Genomic DNA, 382 nt, shown 5'->3' on the forward strand with positions numbered 1-382 from the left:
GGGGAGAGCCGCCAGTTGCTTTTTCCAATTGAAAAATCGCCTGTCGAGCCACAGACAGAATTGTAATCTAGGCCCAACGGGTTATTTTGGAGGATTTAAGAATGATGACGTGGATCACAATGGAACGTCCAGCGGTACGACTCTACCGAGCTGGCTATCGCAGAATCAAACGACTTTTCGACCTTTCCCTTTGTCTAGTCGGGATGCTCTTTTTCGGGCCAGTTGCGATGGTCATTGCGCTGCTCATTCGCCTAGAGTCGGCTGGCCCGGTGCTCTACATTCACGACCGCATTGGCAAGGGTGGGCGCAAATTCAAGATGTACAAGTTCCGCACCATGCACCACAACATTGCGCGCGACACGCACCGTACCTATATGAAGGC

At 52.1% G+C, this 382-nt stretch carries 1 protein-coding gene; it reads left to right on the plus strand.

What is annotated here, in order from left to right; translation table 11 throughout:
• Positions 1-101: 101 nt before the first annotated feature.
• On the plus strand, positions 102-382 hold a 281-nt coding region (locus tag I6F37_RS44865), incomplete at its 3' end, for a sugar transferase (RefSeq protein ID WP_225155113.1).

Source organism: Bradyrhizobium sp. NBAIM08 (genome assembly GCF_020193935.1).
In the GTDB taxonomy this organism is placed as follows: Bacteria; Pseudomonadota; Alphaproteobacteria; order Rhizobiales; family Xanthobacteraceae; genus Bradyrhizobium; species Bradyrhizobium yuanmingense.